Source organism: Pseudomonas sp. GW823-FHT04A03 (assembly GCF_058796615.1).
In genome coordinates this window covers 289,794-304,554 of sequence record NZ_JBXAIV010000004.1, presented here as the reverse complement: position 1 = coordinate 304,554, position 14,761 = coordinate 289,794, and the positions used below count along the sequence as shown (strand labels likewise).

At 60.8% G+C, this 14,761-nt stretch carries 13 protein-coding genes and 1 pseudogene; 6 read left to right on the top strand and 8 right to left on the bottom strand.

Translation table 11 applies throughout. The features are described from left to right. Nucleotide 1: 1 nt before the first annotated feature. The 3 genes from AC1Q9F_RS13990 to AC1Q9F_RS13980 are packed head-to-tail and all read right to left on the bottom strand — an operon-like array spanning nt 2 to nt 1,753. Nucleotides 2–262 carry a phosphopantetheine-binding protein gene (locus AC1Q9F_RS13990; protein ID WP_007952344.1) on the bottom strand — a complete coding sequence of 87 codons (261 nt, stop codon included), beginning with the start codon at nt 260–262 and terminating at the stop codon, nt 2–4. After that, on the bottom strand, nt 243–1,052 hold the full coding sequence (locus tag AC1Q9F_RS13985; protein WP_007952342.1) for a lysophospholipid acyltransferase family protein: 810 nt from the start codon (nt 1,050–1,052) through the stop codon (nt 243–245). Before AC1Q9F_RS13985 ends, AC1Q9F_RS13990 begins: the two co-directional genes overlap by 20 nt. Next, nucleotides 1,028–1,753, bottom strand: coding sequence for a beta-ketoacyl synthase chain length factor (locus tag AC1Q9F_RS13980; protein WP_207984805.1), 726 nt, complete (start codon nt 1,751–1,753; stop codon nt 1,028–1,030). Before AC1Q9F_RS13980 ends, AC1Q9F_RS13985 begins: the two co-directional genes overlap by 25 nt. 370 nt (nt 1,754–2,123) lie before the next feature. Here AC1Q9F_RS13980 and AC1Q9F_RS13975 point away from each other — a divergent pair, with 370 nt between their 5' ends. Next, the gene (locus AC1Q9F_RS13975; protein ID WP_207984806.1) at nt 2,124–2,894 is read left to right on the top strand and encodes a ParA family protein; all 771 of its coding nucleotides are present in this window, start codon (nt 2,124–2,126) and stop codon (nt 2,892–2,894) included. A gap of 7 nt (nt 2,895–2,901) precedes the next feature. Here AC1Q9F_RS13975 and trxC read toward each other — a convergent pair whose 3' ends face one another. Beyond that, nucleotides 2,902–3,336 carry a thioredoxin TrxC gene (gene trxC, locus AC1Q9F_RS13970; protein WP_064592954.1) on the bottom strand — a complete coding sequence of 145 codons (435 nt, stop codon included), beginning with the start codon at nt 3,334–3,336 and terminating at the stop codon, nt 2,902–2,904. 195 nt (nt 3,337–3,531) lie between these two features. Here trxC and AC1Q9F_RS13965 point away from each other — a divergent pair, with 195 nt between their 5' ends. Together AC1Q9F_RS13965 and AC1Q9F_RS13960 are read left to right on the top strand one after the other, a co-directional pair. Beyond that, complete coding sequence (locus AC1Q9F_RS13965; protein ID WP_207984807.1) at nt 3,532–3,828, top strand: type II toxin-antitoxin system HigB family toxin; 297 nt, start codon at nt 3,532–3,534, stop codon at nt 3,826–3,828. Then, nucleotides 3,825–4,226, top strand: a complete 402-nt coding sequence (locus AC1Q9F_RS13960) for a helix-turn-helix domain-containing protein (RefSeq protein ID WP_207984808.1) — start codon at nt 3,825–3,827, stop codon at nt 4,224–4,226. Before AC1Q9F_RS13965 ends, AC1Q9F_RS13960 begins: the two co-directional genes overlap by 4 nt. A 6-nt stretch (nt 4,227–4,232) precedes the next feature. On the opposite strand, the gene selO is transcribed toward AC1Q9F_RS13960, so the two are convergent. From selO to AC1Q9F_RS13940, 4 genes are all read right to left on the bottom strand, one after another. Further along, complete coding sequence (selO, locus tag AC1Q9F_RS13955) at nt 4,233–5,696, bottom strand: protein adenylyltransferase SelO (protein WP_492620084.1); 1,464 nt, start codon at nt 5,694–5,696, stop codon at nt 4,233–4,235. A 48-nt stretch (nt 5,697–5,744) separates the two neighbouring features. Continuing rightward, nucleotides 5,745–9,098, bottom strand: coding sequence for a mechanosensitive channel MscK (gene mscK / locus AC1Q9F_RS13950; RefSeq protein ID WP_179692908.1), 3,354 nt, complete (start codon nt 9,096–9,098; stop codon nt 5,745–5,747). Nucleotides 9,099–9,132: 34 nt separating this feature from the next. After that, nucleotides 9,133–10,875 carry a potassium/proton antiporter gene (locus tag AC1Q9F_RS13945; protein WP_007952327.1) on the bottom strand — a complete coding sequence of 581 codons (1,743 nt, stop codon included), beginning with the start codon at nt 10,873–10,875 and terminating at the stop codon, nt 9,133–9,135. A 262-nt stretch (nt 10,876–11,137) separates the two neighbouring features. Then, nucleotides 11,138–12,763 (bottom strand): methyl-accepting chemotaxis protein, encoded by a 1,626-nt coding sequence (locus tag AC1Q9F_RS13940; protein ID WP_207984811.1) that lies wholly within the window; start codon nt 12,761–12,763, stop codon nt 11,138–11,140. A gap of 278 nt (nt 12,764–13,041) precedes the next feature. Here AC1Q9F_RS13940 and AC1Q9F_RS13935 point away from each other — a divergent pair, with 278 nt between their 5' ends. The 3 genes and pseudogenes from AC1Q9F_RS13935 to AC1Q9F_RS13925 all read left to right on the top strand — a co-directional run. After that, nucleotides 13,042–13,272 (top strand): hypothetical protein, encoded by a 231-nt coding sequence (locus tag AC1Q9F_RS13935; protein ID WP_007952320.1) that lies wholly within the window; start codon nt 13,042–13,044, stop codon nt 13,270–13,272. Then, a complete protein-coding gene (locus tag AC1Q9F_RS13930; protein WP_207984812.1) occupies nt 13,269–13,571 on the top strand; it encodes a cell division protein ZapA in 303 nt (100 codons plus the stop codon). Before AC1Q9F_RS13935 ends, AC1Q9F_RS13930 begins: the two co-directional genes overlap by 4 nt. Nucleotides 13,572–13,670: 99 nt before the next feature. Continuing rightward, nucleotides 13,671–14,741: pseudogene (locus AC1Q9F_RS13925) on the top strand (cache domain-containing protein); the annotation flags it as partial. Between the last annotated feature and the right edge of the window lie 20 nt (nt 14,742–14,761).

Here is a 14,761-nt window from a genome sequence, read left to right as displayed (position 1 = left end):
CTCAAGCTGCCTGTTTTGCCGTGACGAACGCCGCAAGGCTCGCCACGTTGGAGAAATGGTTACGGGTGTCCTTGGCGTCGGCGTCGATCTTGATGCCGTACTTTTTCTGGATCGCCAGGCCGAGCTCCAGGGCGTCGACGGAATCCAGGCCCAGGCCCTCGCCGAACAGCGTCTGGTCGTCGCCGATGTCCTCTGCGCTGATGTCTTCGAGGCCCAGGGCGTCGATGATCAGCTCTTTGATGTCACGGTTTAGATCGCTCATCTTCGGCGAGCTCCTTGATAAAGAATTGGTGCAAATAGTCGTTGAGCTTGCGCGAAGCCTGAGGCGCGGGGCCCTGCGCGGCGAAAGTCTGTGGGTCTATATCGGCCCCGACGCGAAAACTGAAGTGCACGCGGCGACTGGGAATGCGATACCACGGCTCGGCCTTGGTCAGGGTGGTCGGACTGACGTGGATCACCACCGGGGTGACGATTTTCGCACCGCGCAGCGCGATGGCCGCCGCCCCCCGATGAAAGGCCGGCGCCTGACCCGGTTGGGTGCGCGTGCCTTCGGGGAAAATGATCAGGGTCTGCCCGCTTTGCAACGCTCCGGCGGCGGCGTCGAGCATGTCCATGCTGCCGTCGTTGCTGATGTATTCGGTGCTGCGCAACGGGCCACGGGTGAAGGGGTTTTCCCACAGGCTTTTCTTCACCACGCAATTGGCCCGGCGCACCAGACCGATCAGGAACACCACATCGATCAGCGACGGGTGGTTGGCGATGATCATCTGTCCCGGGCGGCCGAGCCGTTCGGCGCCCTGGATGTCGTAGGTCAGCACGCCGGTACGGGCCATGAAACGGACGAAAAACCAGAACAGCCGGCTGACGGTCTGGCGCGCCCGCTCGCGATGCACCCTGGCATCGCCCGGCAGGCAGCCGAGCAATGGAAATACCAGCAGGCGCAGGCACAGGCCACCGAGCCCGAACAGGGCGAAGCTGGTGGCGGTGGCCAGCAGACGCCAGTAATAGGCGTCGCGGTTTTTGCCGATTACAGGTTGCGTTGCCAGGTCCATAGACGGTTCTTCCAGGCGTGTTGGCAATGGGGCTGCTGGCCCAGCAAGGTACGCAGCAGATTCAGCGCATGGGGCCACTGCGTTTTGGACAGTGCTTCGGGGGCGCTGTTCAGGGTCAGCCGCCAGTCGGTACCGGGGGTGAGCAACAGCCCGACCGCGTAGGGAAACGGTACGTCGTCGATCCACGTCGAATAGGCTTCGGGCGGTTGTTCCTCGGTGATCACCAGCAGCACCGCCGGGGCCCCTTCGTTCAGCAAAGTCGCCGCTTCGAGCATGCCGTGTTCGAGGCCGTCGCCAGCCGCGGCGAGTGCAGTCATTTCGCTAGTTTCGCCGCGCATGATCGACCACAGGCCGATGATCGCGTTGTGCACCGACAGGCTGAACTGAGTCGGCGAGAGCGGCTGTTCGTTGGCCAGATCGCTGAGAATTTCAAAGGTGCGCGGGGTTTCGCCGTGCCGGGAGACAAATACCAGCGGCAGATTTTCCCGACCGTCGGCCAGCGGCCAGCCGACACTGAACGCCATCCGCGCCAGACGACTGAGACGACGGCGCTGCATGGCCGGCAGAAACGACACATCGGGTGCGGCATCGCTGCCTTCGAGCACGACCGGCTGTCGGCTCCAGGCCTGCCAGGCTTCCACACTGTCGAGCCCGGGAGCCCAGGCGCGCCATTGGGCGATGTTGAAGTTGATCACGGACATTTATCCCGCCCCTGCGGGCTGATTTGACGCGGTTTCGCCAACGTCGCCGCTGAGCTGATTTAGCCGGAAATGGCATGGCGCGTGGCGCCGGGTGGCGCGCATTATCCCGGTGCGACGAGTGTGTAGCAAATGCTGGTTACATTTTGCGCAGTGAAATGGACCGAATGGTACGCAGCGAAAAACTGTCACTTGGCCATTATCCAGATTGTCGGGTGTCTGTCTGTCGGGCGAATCAGCGATCAACCGGTGTCTTTGCGCCGTATTCATTGGGATATTGGCGCCTGACGCTGTAGTCCGTGTCCATCGAGGTAGCGAACCGGCACCGGGCACCACTACACTCGGTCATTCTTTGATACACGGAGGTTTTGTCATGCGGCGCGTGGTGTTCAATCAGAAAGGTGGCGTGGGCAAATCCAGCATTGCCTGCAATCTGGCGGCGGTGAGCGCCAGCGAGGGTTATCGCACGCTGTTGGTCGACCTCGATGCCCAGGCCAACTCCACTCAGTATCTGACCGGGCTCACGGGTGATGACATTCCGATGGGCATTGCCGACTTCTTCAAACAGACCCTGTCTTCCGGGCCGTTCTCGAAAAAGAATCAGGCGGATATCTACGAAACGCCGTTCGACAACCTGCACATCATTACCGCCACTTCGGAACTGGCCGACCTGCAGCCCAAGCTTGAGGCCAAACACAAGATCAACAAGCTGCGAAAGCTGCTCGACGAGTTGTCGGAAGATTACGACCGGATCTATCTGGATACGCCGCCGGCGCTGAATTTCTATGCGGTCTCGGCCCTGATTGCCGCTGATCGGGTACTGATTCCCTTCGACTGCGACAGCTTCTCGCGTCAGGCCCTGTACGGTCTGATCGCCGAGATCGACGAGTTGAAGGAAGACCACAACGAAGGCCTGGAAGTCGAAGGCATTGTGGTCAACCAGTTCCAGGCACGGGCGAGCCTGCCGCAGCAGATCCTCGACGAACTGATCGCCGAGGGCCTGCCGGTACTGCCGGTCTACCTCGCCAGTTCAGTGCGCATGCGCGAATCGCATCAGGCCAACACGCCGCTGATCCACCTCGATCCACGGCACAAGCTGACACAGCAATTCGTCGAGCTGCATAACCTGCTCGAAGACGCCTGAATCCTTGTCAGATGCCCTGGCTGCGCAGCCAGGCCATCAACTGCGGCAACGGGAAGGCCCCGCTCTGACGGGCCACTTCCCGGCCGTTGCGGAACAGAATCAGGCTCGGAATCGAACGAATCCCCAACTGCGCCGACAACTGCTGATTGGCCTCGCTGTCCAGCTTGGCCAGCCGGCACTTGCCCGCCAGCTGCGCAGCCGCCTGCTCGAACACCGGCGCAAACGACTTGCACGGCCCGCACCAATCCGCCCACACGTCCACCAGCAATGGCAGATCACCCTTGATCTGACTGGCGTAATCGCCTTGCTTGAGTTCGAACGGCTTGTTCAACAACACCTCGGACTTGCAGCGCCCGCATTTCGGGTGATCGTTGAGGCGCTCGGCGGGAATGCGGTTGAGGCCGTTGCAGGAGGGGCAGGGGATGAGGAGTGGGTCGGTCATGATTGGGATCCAGTGGAAAGCTGATATCTCCTAGTTGGAGACGTTTGCTCATATTTTCAATCGTGCAGCGTTTGGCTGTGAGCCTAGGCTGAGATGGACCGGTCGAGACCCGTTGGTCTGCTCGGTCATATCGCAACTTGCGATAATTTTGATCTGTGATTAACTCCCCATAGCAGAATGCGATAAGGATGTTGCATGCATGTGTTTAGCGAAAAACCTATTCGAGAGGCCAAGGAAATTTGGCCGCAGGCAGCAAGTGCATTGGCACAGTGGTTTCGTTTGGCAAAAAGAAGTAATCCGTGTGATTTCGCGGCGATGAAAGCAATTTTTCCTGCGACAGACAAAGTCGGTGAGTTTCATGTTTTCGATATTGGAGGCAACAAGCTGAGGTTGATCGCTTTCGTCAGTTATCGATCTCGGACGCTCTACATTAAGCATGTGCTTGATCATCGCGAATACGAACGCGGTAAATGGAAGGAGGGAAAGGTATGAGCATTCTGATCAAAACGGTTGCCGAGCACTGGGAGTTTGTCTCGCCTTTGCTTCGAAAACCGAAAAGTGAGCAGGATTACGACATGCTGGTGCGGGCTGTCGAAGAAATACTCGACATAACCGGTGATGATGAATCGCATCCATTGATGAGTCTGGTCGACATCATTGGTGACTGGATTGCGGAATGGGATCGCACACATCACCCCATGGCCGAGGCGAGTGGCGAAGAAGTCCTCGGCTATATGATGCGCGAGCATGGTCTGACACAAAGCGACCTGCCAGGTGTCGGTACTCAATCGGTTGTTTCGGAAATTTTGAGTGGTAAACGCAAGCTCAACCTGCGTCAGATCCGCTGGTTGGCCGAGCGCTTCAATGTACCGATCGACGTGTTTACCTGACCTTGATCACGACGAACAACTGATCTCCAAATGCTTGCCCCATTCCGGCGGCCGTTCCGCATAGTTCTCCATTCCAGGTTGTTCCTCGAATGGATTGCTCAGCACCGCATGCAGCCGTCGCACCTCGGAGTAGTCACCCTGCTCGGCAGCATCAATCGCCTTCTGCGCCAGATAGTTGCGCAGGATGTACAGCGGATTCACCGCATGCATCCGCGCACGGCGCTGTTCCTGATCGGTGGCGCCATCGCGTGTGACACGGGCGACGTAGCGCTCGCCCCAGGCATCGAAACCCTTGATATCGACGAAGTCATCGCGCAGGCGAGCGACGGCCTGTTCGGCTGACTCTTCGCCCAGGCGTCGGAAGAACAGCGTGTAGTCGACGCCGCTGTTCTGCATCAGTTGCAGCAGTTGCTCCAGCAGTTGCTGGTCGTCGTCCTCGGCGGTGGTGAAGCCGAAGCGGCGGCGCATCAGGTCGAGGTAATGGGCCTGGAACAGCGGCAGGTACAGGCCGAGGGTTTCGCGCAGGGCTTCGACGCTGATGAACGGCGTCAGGGCCTGGGCCAGGGCGCTGAGGTTCCACTGGCCGACGGGGACTTGATTGCTGAACGAGTAGCGGCCCTGATCGTCGGAGTGGTTGCAGATGAAGTTCGCGTCGAAATCGTCGAGGAAGGCGAATGGGCCGAAGTCGAAGGTGATGCCGAGGATCGACATGTTGTCGGTGTTCATCACGCCGTGGCAGAAACCGTAGGCCTGCCACTTGGCGATCAGTTCGGCGTTGCGCTCGACGATCTCGCGGAACATCGCCAGATACGGTTCCGGCTGTTCCAGGCATTCGGGGTAGTGCATCGCCAAGACGTGTTCGCCGAGTTGCTTCTGCTGTTCGGGACGCTTGGTGTAATAGAAGTATTCGAAATGGCCGAAACGAATGTGGCTCGGCGCCAGGCGCAGCACCATCGCGGCGCGTTCCTGTTTCTCACGCCAGACGGGTGTGTCGGAGCCGATCACGCAGGCGGCGCGTGAAGACGGGATGTTCAGCGCATGCAGCGCTTCGGACGCGAGAAACTCGCGGATCGACGAACGCAGCACCGCGCGACCGTCGCCCATGCGCGAGAACGGCGTCTGTCCGGCGCCCTTTAGATGCAAGTCCCAGTGCTCGCCCGCCGCGTTGTAGACCTCGCCCAGCAACAACCCGCGGCCATCGCCCAGTTGCGGGGTGTAACCGCCGAACTGATGCCCGGAATAGACCATCGCCCGTGGCTCGGCATCGGCCCACAGTTTGTGGCCGCCGAACAGCTCGGCAAATTCCTGGGTGTCGGCCACCGCCGGGTCGAGATCCAGCAGCGCCAGGGCCGCAGGGCTGGCCACCACCAGTCGCGGATTGTCGATCGGTTCGGGCAGCACATGGGCCGAGAACGCATCACCCAGCCGGGCGAAGCGGTTGTCGAAGGTCAGTTCGTCGAGGGCTTTCAAGGGCCGGCTCCAGCAGAATGTCCGAGCATTCTGCTGGGAATGGCCGGGTTAGTCGAGTTTGGCCGGCGGCGGTTCCTGCAACGGTTTCTGGTCGTCGCTGACCGGCACGATGGTTTTGGTTTCCGGCTCGATCGGCACCATCTTGTATTCCTGGCCATGCAGGTTCTTCAGGTAAACCTCCATCTGGCGGAACGAGATGTTGATGTGCTGCTTCTTGAACTCGCGGTTGATGAAGCGGTTGACCTCATCGAGCACCGGGTTGCGGTCGCCGAGATCACGCACATGCATGCGCAGTTCGTGATCGAGAGTGCTTTCACCGAAGTTGAGGAAGTAAACGTGCGGCTCGGGTTCCTTGAGCACGCGCGGGTTTTCGCGGGCGGCCTTGAGCAGCAGTTCCTTGACCAGATCCAGATCCGAACCGTAATCGACGCCCAGTTTCAGGGTCACCCGGGTGATGGTGTCGGTCAGCGACCAGTTGATCAGTTGCCCGGTGATGAACGTCTTGTTCGGGACAATGATGTCCTTGCGGTCGAAGTCGGTGATGGTCGTGGCGCGGATGCGGATCTTGCTCACAGTGCCGGACAGGTTGCCGATGGTGATGGTGTCGCCGATCCGCACCGGGCGTTCGAACAGGATCATGATGCCGGAGATGAAGTTCGCGAAGATCTCCTGCATACCGAAGCCGAGGCCCACCGAGAGCGCCGCCACCAGCCATTGCAACTTGTCCCAGCTCACGCCGAGGGTCGACAGGGTCGAGACGAAACCGACCCCGGCGATCACGTAGGACAGCAGCGTCGTGGTTGCGTAGGCACTGCCCTGGGCCAGATTGAGTTTCGAAAGCACAAACACTTCAAGCAGACCCGGCAAGTTGCGGGCGAGCGCAAAGGTGATGCCGATGATAATCAACGCGCCGAGCATGTCGCCGATGCTGATCGGCACCATGCTCATGTTGGCGCCGGTGCCGCTGGTGTATTCGTAGAGGGTGATGTTGTCGAGGTACGAGAACACGGTGATCAGGTCGGCCCAGACCCAGTACAGCGCGGCGATGAAACCGCCGAGCAGTGCGAGGCGGATCAGGCGCAGGGACTGTTCGTTGACTTTCTCGATGTCCAGGGTCGGCTCTTCGATCACCGCTTCGCCGTCGCCGGCTTCTTTCGCGGCCTGACGTTTGGCCAGGGCGCGCTGGTAAGCCAGGCGACGTGCCGCGACGGCGAGACCACGGACGAAGGTGGCTTCGATCACCAGCCAGAACATCAGCAGGTACAGGGTGTTGATCAAGCGGTCGCTGAGCTTCAGCGCGGTGTAGTAGTAGCCGAAGCACACGGCGACGAACAACGCGATAGGCAGCAGGGTGAACATCACGCCCACGGCCTTGCGGAACAGCGAGGCGTTTTCGTGGGTCGGGCTGCTGATCAGGAGGCGGCTGAGCAGCCACGCCATCAACGCGTAGCAGGTCAGCACCACCGGCATGCCCAACACATCGTCGGCCAGTGCCGCCGGTTGCAGCTCGGCGACCGCCACCACGGCCACCAGCGCCATGACCACCAGTCCGAGGCGACGCACCCAGCCTTGCAGGAATTCGACCTGCGGCTTTTCCCAGCGAAAGTGCAATTCGGCCACGCCGCCTGGCGCGAGGATCCGGTAAGCGGTGTAGAACACCAGCCACGCCTGGGCCATTTGCAGCAGCGCCGCGCCCATGTTGGCGTTCTGCCCGCGGGCGTCGATCTGCAACGCCAGCCCGCACAGGGCCAGGCCCAGCGCCACCGGCATCGCCAGCAGAATGTTGATCAGGATCGCCTGCGGCGTGTGCCACTGGCTGTCACGCTTGAAGTGACCGATGTCCTGGTGAACCTTGTTCAGGCGCGAATAGAGTTGCTTGCGCCGCCACAGCAGCGCACCGATCAGCAGCGCCAGCGGCAAGAACAACAGCGGTCGCTGGGTCAGACCGTCGGTCAGTTCGCTGAAGCTTGAGGCCAGCGGCAGAGTGTCGATCTGACGCTTCAGGCGCTCCGGCACGCCGCGCATCCATTCGGTGTCCAGCGGCTTGTTGCTCGGAATCCAGAACATCTGCTCGTCGAGGGTTGCGCGCAGGCTTTGCGCGGTGCTCAGCAGTTGCTTCTGGTTCAGTTGCAGGGTGATCGATTCGTTGAGCATCGCGCTCAGTTCGCGGCTCAGCCGTTCCAGCAGATCGACGCGGGTGTTGGCCAGTTCCAGCAGGCTCTTGCGCAGTTGCGGCGTGACTTGCTCCGGCGGCTGGGTGGAAAGCAGGTTGTCGACGTAGGTCGCCGGATTGCTCAGCTGTTCGCGCTGCTGGTTGATTTCGAACTGGTACAGGCGAATGTCGGCGATCTGATCCGCGAGGTCGCGGTCGACCTTGAGGCGCGGCAGCGCCTGTTTCTGTTTATAGAGAATCTTCGACAGCAGCAGGCTGCCCTTGAGCACGTTGATCTGCTCGTCGAGGGCCGAATCACTCTGGGTCACGCTGTCCAGCTGCTGCTTGGTCTGCAGGTTCTGTTGGGTCAGTTCGTTGAGGCGGTCGGTGCTCTTGAGCAGGTAGTCGGAGAGCTTGAGGTTGGCCGCGCTTTCCGTGGCAAGCAGGGTGCTGCTGCCGGACTTCTGCGCCTCGATCGACTGCTGCGTCACGGTTTCCTGCGACAGGGTCAGACGCTTCTGGTTGATCAGGGTTTGCAGCTCCTGAATCTCGCGGTCCAGACGGTCGGATTTTTCCGAGAGCAGGTCATGCTGACTGTTGCCCAGATCCTGCAACTGGTTGTTGCCGGCCAGTTCCTGACGGCGCAGCGGGATCAACGCATTGAGCGCCGCCAGCTCGGCGTTGAGCAGGTCACGTTGCTCGCCACTCAGGGTCTTGCCGCTGTCCTTGCCGGTCTTGAGGATGTTGTTGATCTGCTGGATGCGCGTCTGGCTGCTGGCGATTTCCGCCTGGGCGCGCTCGGGACGGGTCTGGGCGGTGATGATCAGGCTGTTGGCATCGGCCAGGGCCTTTTGCAGATCGCTTTGCTGGGTCGAGCGCTCGGTGAGCATCTGCTCCAGCTGCTGGATGTTTTCCTTGGGGAAGCGCTGCGCCACCGGGACCACCGCGCTGGCCTTGAGGCGGGTCAGTTCCCGCGCGTTCTCGATGGTCTGCTTCGGCGCCGTGGCCAGTTGCTGCTTGAGGTCGATCAGCTTCTGCTCATAGTCACGCCGATTGTTGAGCTGATTCAGCGTGTTTTGCAGGACCGTCTGCAGGGCCTTCTTGTCGGCCTCGGGCAGTTTGCTGTCGGTGAGCTTGTCCAGACTGGCCTGCACGGCGTCGCTGGACGGCGGTTCGGCGGCCTGCAACGGGCCGACAGTAAGACTCAGACCCAGCAGGGCCGCGAGGAAAAAGGAGCGCAGGGTAGGCATAGAGACCGGTCAAGCAAGTGAGAGTGGACGCAGTTTAGAGGAAGAGCCCGGGGCCCGGGCGACTTCCTTCGGGGAATCTGACGCCCACTTTGCCGATCTTGTTCCCGTCCATGACCGCAACCGTCCAGTGGGTGTTGTTCCATTCCACCTGGTCGCCAACGATCGGAGCACCGCCGACTTTCTGGGCAATGAAGTGGCCCAGGGTCATGTCCGGATCAATGCCTTCTGCCGGTAGACCATACAGGGCGGCAACCGCTTTGAGCTGGGCATCTCCTTCGAGTACGAAGTCGCCGAAGAAGCGCAGATCGAGGCCGCGTTGCGGCGCCTGGCTGAACAGTTTTCCGAGGGCCGGAAGGTTGTGTTCATGGCCGATAACACACAGCAAATCATCGACTTCCAGCACCGTACTACCCGACGGATGGAGCAGTTGCTGACCGCGAAACAGGGCGGCGATACGTGTGCCTTCGGGCATTTTCAGCTCGCGCAGGGGTGAGCCGATGCACCATTTTTCCGCGCCGAGCTTGTAAACGAACAGCTCCCACTCGCTGGTGACGTGTACTTCGAGGGCGGCACGGGAGATCGGCGCCGGCTCCGGCGGCACCGTCACCTTGAGCAGCTTGGCCACCCACGGCAGGCTCGTGCCCTGCACCAGCAGCGACACCAGCACGATAAAGAAGGCGAGGTTGAAGTACAGCTGCGCATTCGGCAACCCGGCCATCAGCGGGAACACCGCCAGAATGATCGGTACCGCGCCACGCAGGCCAACCCAGGAAATGAAGGCTTTCTCGCGGCCATGGAAGGCCTTGAACGGCAGCAGCCCGACCAGCACCGACAGCGGCCGTGCGAACAGAATCATCCACAGCGCCAGACCCAGGGCAGGCAAGGCGATCGGTAGCAGGTCATGCGGAGTGACCAGCAGTCCCAGCACCAGGAACATACCGATCTGCGCCAGCCACGCCATGCCGTCGAGCATGTGCAGGATGCCGTGACGACTGCGCACCGGCCGGTTGCCGATCACCAGACCGCACAGGTAAACGGCGAGGAAGCCGCTGCCGTGCAGGGCGTTGGTCAGGGCGAACACCACCAGACCGCCGGCGATCACCAGAATCGGATACAGACCGGCCGCCAGATTGATCCGGTTGACCAGTTGCAGCATCAGCCAGCCACCGCCCAGACCGATCACGCCACCGATGCCGAACTCGCGGATCAGATGGGTCAGCAGGCTCCAGTGCAGGCCGGTCTGGCCGCTGGCGAGCATGTCGATCAGGGTCACGGTGAGGAACACCGCCATCGGGTCGTTACTGCCGGATTCGATTTCCAGGCTGGCGGTTACCCGCTCGTTCAGGCCCTTGCCGCCGAGCAGCGAGAACACCGCCGCGGCATCCGTGGAACCGACGATGGCGCCGATCAGCAGGCCTTGAATCAGATTGAGGTCGAACAGCCACGCAGCGGCCATGCCGGTGAGGCCGGTGGTGATGAGCACTCCGACCGTGGCCAGCGACAAGGCCGGCCACAAGGCCACGCGGAAACTGGACACCCGGGTTCGCAAGCCACCGTCGAGCAGGATCACCGCCAGTGCGAGGTTGCCGACCAGATAGGCCGTCGGGTAGTTATCGAAAATGATGCCGCCGCCATCGACCCCGGCAGTCATGCCGACCGCGAGGATGATCACCAGAATCGGGATGCCGAGACGGGAAGAGAGGGAGCTGACAAGAATGCTTGCGCCTACCAGCAACGCGCCGATCAAGAACAGGCTGTTGATGGTCGTCGCATTCAAAGGCAGTACTCCAGAAGCGGAAAGACGGGCACAAACTGACCATGCAGTCTGCGTGCCAGCGATTCTAACCTGTTGAAATGTGATGCTGTCAAAAAGGTTTTGTACCAGGGGAGGCGATCGTTCTCACGCTCCGCGTGGGAATGCCTCAATGGACGCTCTGCGTCCGCTTTTGGGACGCAGAGCGTCCCGGGCTGTATTCCCACGCAGAGCGTGGGAACGATCAACCTCTCGACGTGGGAATGATCAAAAGGGGGCTTCTATCTCAGAGGCTAAACCGCCCAACCATATTGTTCAGATCCAGCGCCAGACGCGACAGCTCATTACTCGCCGCACTGGTCTGATTCGCCCCGGTCGCCGATTGCACCGACAGATCGCGGATGTTCACCAGATTACGATCCACTTCCCGCGCCACTTGCGCCTGCTCTTCAGCGGCGCTGGCGATCACCAGGTTGCGCTCGTTGATTTCGACGATGGCCGTGTTGATGGTGTCCAGCGACAGGCCGGCGCCACGGGCGATGTTCAGGGTCGACTCGGCGCGCTCGGTGCTGTTGCGCATCGAATCCACGGCGTGTTCGGTGCCACTCTGGATGCTGCCGATCATGCGCTCGATTTCGCTGGTCGACTGCTGGGTGCGGTGGGCCAGGGCACGGACTTCGTCAGCCACCACGGCAAAACCACGACCGGCTTCACCGGCACGGGCTGCTTCGATGGCAGCGTTGAGTGCCAGCAGGTTGGTCTGGTCAGCCAGGCCACGGATCACGTCCAGCACCTTGCCGATGTCACGGGATTCGTTGGCCAGATCGCCGATCAGGGTCGCGGTGCTCTGCACGTCGGCGCTCATGCGTTCGATGGCGCTGACGGTTTCCTGCACCAGATCACGGCCGTCGCCGGCGGAGGTGGTGGCGTTCTTCGAGGCTTCCGAAGTGCTGACGGCGTTGCGTGCAACTTCTTCAACAGCGCTGGTCATCTCGTTGACCGCCGTGGCGGCCTGCTCGATCTCGTTGTTCTGCTGGGTCAGACCACGGGCGCTTTCGTCGGTGACGCTGTTCAGCTCTTCGGCGGCGGACGCCAGTTGGGTGGCCGAGCCGGAAATCCGCTGTAGGGTGTCGCGCAGCTTCGACTGCATCTTGGCCATGGCCGCCAGCAGGCGCCCGGCTTCGTCGGTGCCGTCAACGTGGATCGGCTGGGTCAGGTTGCCTTCGGCGATGGTTTCCGCCGCATCCAGTGCTTTGGAGATCGGCTTGGTGATGCTGACGGTCAGCAACCAGGCGAACAGGAAAGTCAGGCCGGTAGCGATCACCAGCAGCGTCACCACCAGATTGAAGGCCGAAGAATATTGCTCGGCGGCTTGCTGGTTGGTATTGCTGATCTGCTCGCCGTTGATCTGCATCAGGCGGTTGAGCACGGTGTTCATCGCCTCGGAGTTGTCGAGCAACTGGGTGTTCAGCAGGTTGCGCAGCTCATCCACCTGGTTGTTGCGCGACAGGGTTTTCATCCGGTCTTCGATCTGGCGGTACTGACCCAGCAACTGCACGTACTGGTCGTAGGCTGCACGCTCGGCCGGGCTGCCGATCAACGGCTCGTAATCGGTCTGGGCCTTGCGGATCTGCTGGTTGCGCATTTCCAGCAGTTCGACGGTTTTCTGCTGGACGTCCGGCTCACGGTTTACCAGCAAGCGGTACGACAGCACCCGCAGACGCAGGGTCAACTGAGTGAACTCGTCGAGGTTCTTGATGCTCGGCACGCTGGTGGTAGTGATGTTTTCGGCGGCGCCGCGGATTTTGCTCATCTGGTTCAGTGCGAACACACCGAGAATCAGCATCAGGCCGCCGATCAGGGCGAAGCCGGTGAACGCCCGGGGGGCGATATTCATATTTCGAAGGGACATGGGGCGTATACCAGGAAGGGCCGCATCCATGCGGGCTGAGACTGCTGTTGGATGACTTATCGGTCATACGACTAAAGTCTTGAGTCGGTGCGCGTATTTGTCGCATCCACACGCAAGCGACGAAGTGCAGGAACCAGATCGGCAGATGACAGTCTCTAAGACTCGCAAGAACAGTCGAGCCGCCAGGAAAATCAAGGCCTTGCGCCGGTTTAACCCTGGCGTCAACGACGACTTTTCTTTATCGTACGCGCCCTTTGAAAATGCCCTGGAAGATCAAAATGTTGGAAGCATCCCTCAGCCAATTGGAACAGCTCGTCAGTGATCTGGTGCAACAGAACCAGACCCTGTCGGAAACCAACCAGACCCTGTCCACGGAACTGGCCCAGGCCAAGGATGAAAACGAAAGCCTGCAACTGAGCCTGATGGAACAGGAAGAAAAGCACGGCGCCACCGCCGCGCGCATCCAGGCCCTGGTTGATCGCGTCAACGCAGGTCCTGTCAGCGCATGAGCCACGGCATAGCAGGGGTAAAAGTCGTCTCCATCATGGGGGAGGACTATTCGATCAAGGCACCGGCCGGGGAAGAACAGACCCTGCTGGACGCCGCATTGATGCTCAAGGCCGCACTGGCCGAGACCAAACGCAAATACCCGACGCTGATCGGTGACCGCCTGCTGGTGCTGGCGGCGATGAATCTGTGCTCGCAGCAGATTGAAATGAAGAAGCAGCATCAGGAAGAACTCGAGCGTTACCAAGAGCAAGTCAGCGCCACGGTCGAGACCATCGCCAAGACCATCAATCAGGGTTGATGGGTTGCGCACAACCAAAGAATAAGATTGTCGATTTCGTTGTATACAATCGGCACGGCTGTTGCAGTGTTTCAGCCTCTTATTCTTTGGGGGTGCTCCATGCAGTTCTGGCGTCGCAGTATTCAGTGGCAGCTGATCCTCGGTATGGGCACCGCCCTGCTGGTCAGCATTCTGATCGTGGTTGGCATTTATACCCTGGTGGTCAACCGCCTCGCCCAGAGCTATCTGGTCGAACAGGCGCTGCCGTCGAGCATCGAAGCGACGCGCAACGACATCGAACGAATCCTCGTTCAACCCCTCACCGCCGCCAAGGACATCGCCAGCAACACGATGGTCCGCGACTGGCTGGCCAATGGTGAAGACTCCGGCAAAACGGCTGGCTTCGCGCAGTATCTGGAAGGCATCCGCGCCGAACACAAGGCGTTTACGGCGCTGATCATCGGCACCGAATCCAATCACTACATCACCGAAAAAGGCCTGGATCGCACCCTCAGCCGATCCAAACCGGCCGATGCCTGGTTCTATTCCTTCCTCGACAGCAATCAGCCGCGAACCCTGAACATCGACAACGACGGGGCCACCGGAGAGCTGGCGCTGTTCATCGATTTGAAGGTGGAGCAGGCCGGCAAAGTGGTCGGCGTTGCGGGGCTTGGGCTGAGCATGAAAGAGCTGTCGGAGCTGATCCACAATTTCAGTTTCGGCGAGCGCGGGAAGGTCTATCTCGTGCGTTCCGACGGTTTGATCCAGGTCCATCCCGAGGCGCAGTTCAGCGGCAAGCGCACCCTCACGGAGCAGATCGGCGCCAACGCGGCGCAAGCGGTCATGGGCCACAAAGTGGCCGCCAACAGCAGCTTCCAGCGCGACGGTGAAGACTTCCTCGCCTTCAGCCTGCCTTTGCGCGACCTCGGCTGGACCCTGGTGGCCGAAGTGCCACAGTCGCAGATCTACGCCGAAGCCCGCCGGGCGATGTGGATGAGCAGCGGCATCGGTCTGGCGGTGGCACTGGTTTGCCTGGCGCTGGTGATCTGGCTGGCTCAGGGATTGGTGCGACCGATTCGTCAGGTAACAGCTGCGCTGGTAGCAATCGGTAGCGGTGGTGGAGATTTGACCCATCGGTTAGATTCCAGCCGCGCCGATGAACTGGGCGACCTCGCTCGGGGCTTCAACCGTTTCCTCGACAGCCAGCGCGG

Coding starts and splice junctions, on each gene's coding strand:
- AC1Q9F_RS13990 (WP_007952344.1), bottom strand. CDS start 262: ATGAGCGATCTAAACCGTGACATCAAAGAGCTGATCATCGACGCCCTG.
- AC1Q9F_RS13985 (WP_007952342.1), bottom strand. CDS start 1,052: ATGGACCTGGCAACGCAACCTGTAATCGGCAAAAACCGCGACGCCTAT.
- AC1Q9F_RS13980 (WP_207984805.1), bottom strand. CDS start 1,753: ATGTCCGTGATCAACTTCAACATCGCCCAATGGCGCGCCTGGGCTCCC.
- AC1Q9F_RS13975 (WP_207984806.1), top strand. CDS start 2,124: ATGCGGCGCGTGGTGTTCAATCAGAAAGGTGGCGTGGGCAAATCCAGC.
- trxC (WP_064592954.1), bottom strand. CDS start 3,336: ATGACCGACCCACTCCTCATCCCCTGCCCCTCCTGCAACGGCCTCAAC.
- AC1Q9F_RS13965 (WP_207984807.1), top strand. CDS start 3,532: ATGCATGTGTTTAGCGAAAAACCTATTCGAGAGGCCAAGGAAATTTGG.
- AC1Q9F_RS13960 (WP_207984808.1), top strand. CDS start 3,825: ATGAGCATTCTGATCAAAACGGTTGCCGAGCACTGGGAGTTTGTCTCG.
- mscK (WP_179692908.1), bottom strand. CDS start 9,098: ATGCCTACCCTGCGCTCCTTTTTCCTCGCGGCCCTGCTGGGTCTGAGT.
- AC1Q9F_RS13940 (WP_207984811.1), bottom strand. CDS start 12,763: ATGTCCCTTCGAAATATGAATATCGCCCCCCGGGCGTTCACCGGCTTC.
- AC1Q9F_RS13935 (WP_007952320.1), top strand. CDS start 13,042: ATGTTGGAAGCATCCCTCAGCCAATTGGAACAGCTCGTCAGTGATCTG.
- AC1Q9F_RS13930 (WP_207984812.1), top strand. CDS start 13,269: ATGAGCCACGGCATAGCAGGGGTAAAAGTCGTCTCCATCATGGGGGAG.